We start from the raw sequence: 3,309 nt of genomic DNA, 5'->3' as shown, positions 1-3,309 counted from the left end.
GCGGTGACCGCCGCCGCCCTCGCCGCCGTGCTGCGTCCGTGGCGGCGCCGACAGGCCCGGCCGCCCGGCGGCCAGGGTGGGGGAGACTGAGCGGGTGGGCACGCGTTTCTTCTATGACACAGAGTTCATCGAGCGTCGCGAGGCCGGGCATCTCTGGCTCGACCTCGTCAGCATCGGTATCGTGAGTGAGGACGGCACACGGCGCTACTACGCCGTGTCGACGGAGTTCGACCCGTCGTGGGCGGTGCCGTGGGTGCGTCGCAACGTCCTCGACCAGCTGCCGCCGCCGGCCGACCCGGCCTGGCGCTCCCGGGCCCGGATCCGCTCCGAGATTGCCGAGCTGCTGACCGCCGACGGCGCGCCGGAGCTGTGGGCCTGGTTCGGCGCCTACGACCATGTGGTGCTCTGCCAGCTGTTCGGGACAATGACCGACCTGCCCGCCAAGCTGCCGCGGTTCACCCGCGACCTGCGCCAGCTCTGGGAGGATCTCGGCCGCCCGCCGCTGCCCCCCGCCCCGGCCAACGCCCATGACGCCCTCGCGGATGCCGTGCACAACCTCGCCCGCTGGGAGGTCCTCGCGCCGCTGCGGGCCCGGTCGGCGGTGGCGCGGCCCTCGGCCCAGTCCTGACCGGGTGGTCTCACGACCGTCAGCGCCTGTCTCGCCACGCCTGGCAATCGGTTAGTCAACCGTACGTGCCGACCGGCCGTTACGCTGCCGCGGCGGGGGCGGCGTGGACGCGACAGGAGGAGCCGCGATGAGGATCGGCGTACTGACCGGAGGGGGCGACTGCCCCGGGCTGAACGCGGTGATCCGCGCCGTCGTCCGCAAGGGCGAGGGCGTCTACGGACACAGCTTCGTGGGCTTCCGGGACGGCTGGCGCGGGCCGCTGACCGGCGACACCGTGCGCCTGGACATCCAGGCTGTCCGCGGCATCCTGCCGCGCGGCGGAACGATCCTCGGCTCGAGCCGGACGAATCCCTATGCGGCCGTGGACGGCCCGGCGCTGATCCGGGAGAACCTCGCCGCGGCCGAGGTCGACGCGCTCATCGCCATCGGCGGCGAGGACACCCTCGGTGTCGCCGCCCGGCTGCACGCCGAGGGCGTGCCGATCGTGGGCGTGCCGAAGACCATCGACAACGACCTGTCCGCGACGGACTACACCTTCGGCTTCGACACCGCCGTCAACATCGCCACCGAGGCGATCGACCGGCTGCACACCACGGCGGAGAGCCACCACCGGGTGCTCATCGTCGAGGTGATGGGCCGTCACGCCGGCTGGATCGCGCTGCACAGCGGCATGGCCGGCGGCGCCAACGTCATCCTCATCCCCGAGCGGCCCTTCGACGTCGACAAGGTCTGCGCGTTCGTCGAGGCACGTTTCGCCACCCACTACGCGCCGATCATCGTCGCCGCGGAGGGGGCCACGCCCATCGCCGGCACCATGGTCACCAAGGCGGACGAACTCGACGCGTTCGGCCACGTCCGCCTGCACGGCGTCGCCTCGATGCTGGAGACCGAGATTCACGGCCGCACCGGCCGTGACGCCCGCGCCACGGTGCTCGGCCACCTGCAGCGCGGCGGCACGCCGAGCGCGTTCGACCGCTGGCTCGCCACCCGCTTCGGTCTGCACGCCATCGACGCCGTGCACGAGGGCGACTTCGGCGTGATGGTCGCCCTGCACGGGACCCGCATCGACCGGGTACCGCTGGCGGAGGGGACCCGCGAGCTCAAGACGGTGCCCGAGGAACTCTACGAAGAGGCGCAGATCTTCTTCGGATAGAAGCCGTTGGGTGTACATCGCTTCTTCGCCGCGTCGGGCCCGTACCCTTGTGTCTCGTGAGCGCATTGGACGTCTGGCGGACCCTCCCGGCCAAGCAGCAGCCGTCGTGGCCCGATCCGGTGGAGCTGCAGGCCGCGTATGACCAGCTCGCGGCGCTTCCGCCGCTGGTCACGGCGCCCGAGGTGCGCTCGCTGACCGACCGGCTCGCGATGGTCGCCCGCGGCGAGGCCTTTCTGCTGCAGGGCGGCGACTGCGCCGAGACGTTCGCGGCGAACACCGCCAACAAGATCCGCGACAAGGTGAAGACACTGCTGCAGATGGCGGTCGTGCTCACCTACGGGGCGTCCACGCCGGTGGTGAAGGTCGCCCGCATCGCCGGCCAGTACGCCAAGCCGCGCTCGGCCGACATCGAGTCGAGCACGGGCCTGCCGTCCTACCGTGGCGATGCCGTCAACGACATCGCCGCGACGGCGGCGGCCCGGCGGCCCGACCCGATGCGCATGGTCGCCTCATACCACCAGAGCGCGGTCGCCCTCAACCTCGTCCGCGCGTTTGCCACCGGCGGCTTCGCTGACCTGCAGAAGGTCCACGAGTGGAACAAGGCGTTCGTGCGCGACTCGGCCGCCGGCCGGCGCTATGAGGCGATGGCGACCAACATCGAGCGGGCGCTGGCCTTCATGGCCGCCTGTGGCATCGACCTTGACCGCACCGCCGCGCTGACCGGCGTGGAGCTGTTCACCAGCCACGAGGGCCTGCTGCTGGAATACGAGCGGGCGCTGACCCGGGTCGAGGACGCCACCGGTGCGCCGTACGACCTGTCCGCCCACATGATCTGGATCGGCGAGCGGACCCGTGACCTCGACGGCGCCCACGTCGACCTGCTCTCCCGGGTGGGCAACCCGATCGGCTGCAAGATCGGCCCGAAGGCCAGCCCCGACGAGGTCCTCGAGCTCGCCGAGCGGCTCAACCCGCAGCACATCCCCGGCCGCCTCACGCTGATCTCCCGGATGGGCGTCGGCCGGATCCGGGACGCGCTGCCGCCGATCATCGAGAAGGTCAACGCCGCCGGCCCGCCGGTCGTCTGGTCCTGCGACCCGATGCACGGCAACACCCGGGACGTCTCCGGCATCAAGACCCGCCACTTCGACGACGTCCTCGACGAGGTCTTCGGCTTCTTCGAGGTGCACAAGGCCCTGGGTACCCACCCGGGTGGCCTGCACATCGAGCTGACCGGCGAGAACGTCACCGAGTGCCTCGGTGGCGCCGAGCTGATCGGCGAGGACGACCTCGGCGGGCGCTACGAGACCGCCTGCGACCCGCGGCTGAACACTTCCCAGGCGCTGGAGCTGGCCTTCCTCGTGGCCGAGATGCTCCAGCACGCCCAGCTTGACCGCGTGGTCGCCACCGGCCGGGACAGCCTCCCGCCGCGCAGCCTCCCGGCCTGACCGGCTGCCGTCTCAGCGGCGGCCCGGGCCCTGTTCGGCCGCGTCGACGGCCGCCGGCTCCGTGGCGGCCGCCGGCTCCGTGG

At 72.0% G+C, this 3,309-nt stretch carries 3 protein-coding genes; all 3 read left to right on the top strand.

Annotated features, from left to right (window positions below; translation table 11 throughout):
* Positions 1-94 precede the first annotated feature (94 nt).
* The 3 genes from MXD58_RS23455 to MXD58_RS23445 all read left to right on the top strand — a co-directional run bounded on the left by MXD58_RS23455 (position 95) and on the right by MXD58_RS23445 (position 3,226).
* Positions 95-628: a polyadenylate-specific 3'-exoribonuclease AS gene (locus MXD58_RS23455; protein WP_248837239.1), complete on the top strand. Its 534-nt coding sequence runs from the start codon at positions 95-97 to the stop codon at positions 626-628.
* A 127-nt stretch (positions 629-755) separates the two neighbouring features.
* The gene (locus tag MXD58_RS23450) at positions 756-1,781 is read left to right on the top strand and encodes a 6-phosphofructokinase (protein WP_248837240.1); all 1,026 of its coding nucleotides are present in this window, start codon (positions 756-758) and stop codon (positions 1,779-1,781) included.
* A 56-nt stretch (positions 1,782-1,837) separates the two neighbouring features.
* Positions 1,838-3,226 carry a class II 3-deoxy-7-phosphoheptulonate synthase gene (locus tag MXD58_RS23445; RefSeq protein WP_248837241.1) on the top strand — a complete coding sequence of 463 codons (1,389 nt, stop codon included), beginning with the start codon at positions 1,838-1,840 and terminating at the stop codon, positions 3,224-3,226.
* Positions 3,227-3,309: the final 83 nt, after the last annotated feature.

It is taken from the genome of Frankia sp. AgKG'84/4 (genome assembly GCF_023242965.2).
Classification (GTDB): Bacteria; Actinomycetota; Actinomycetes; order Frankiales; family Frankiaceae; genus Frankia.
Note: the sequence above shows the minus strand (reverse complement) of the source record. Positions and strands in the feature narration are given on the sequence as shown.

Bases quoted from the DNA above. Each gene is read 5' to 3' on its own strand.
- MXD58_RS23450 (WP_248837240.1), top strand. From the start codon at position 756: ATGAGGATCGGCGTACTGACCGGAGGGGGCGACTGCCCCGGGCTGAAC.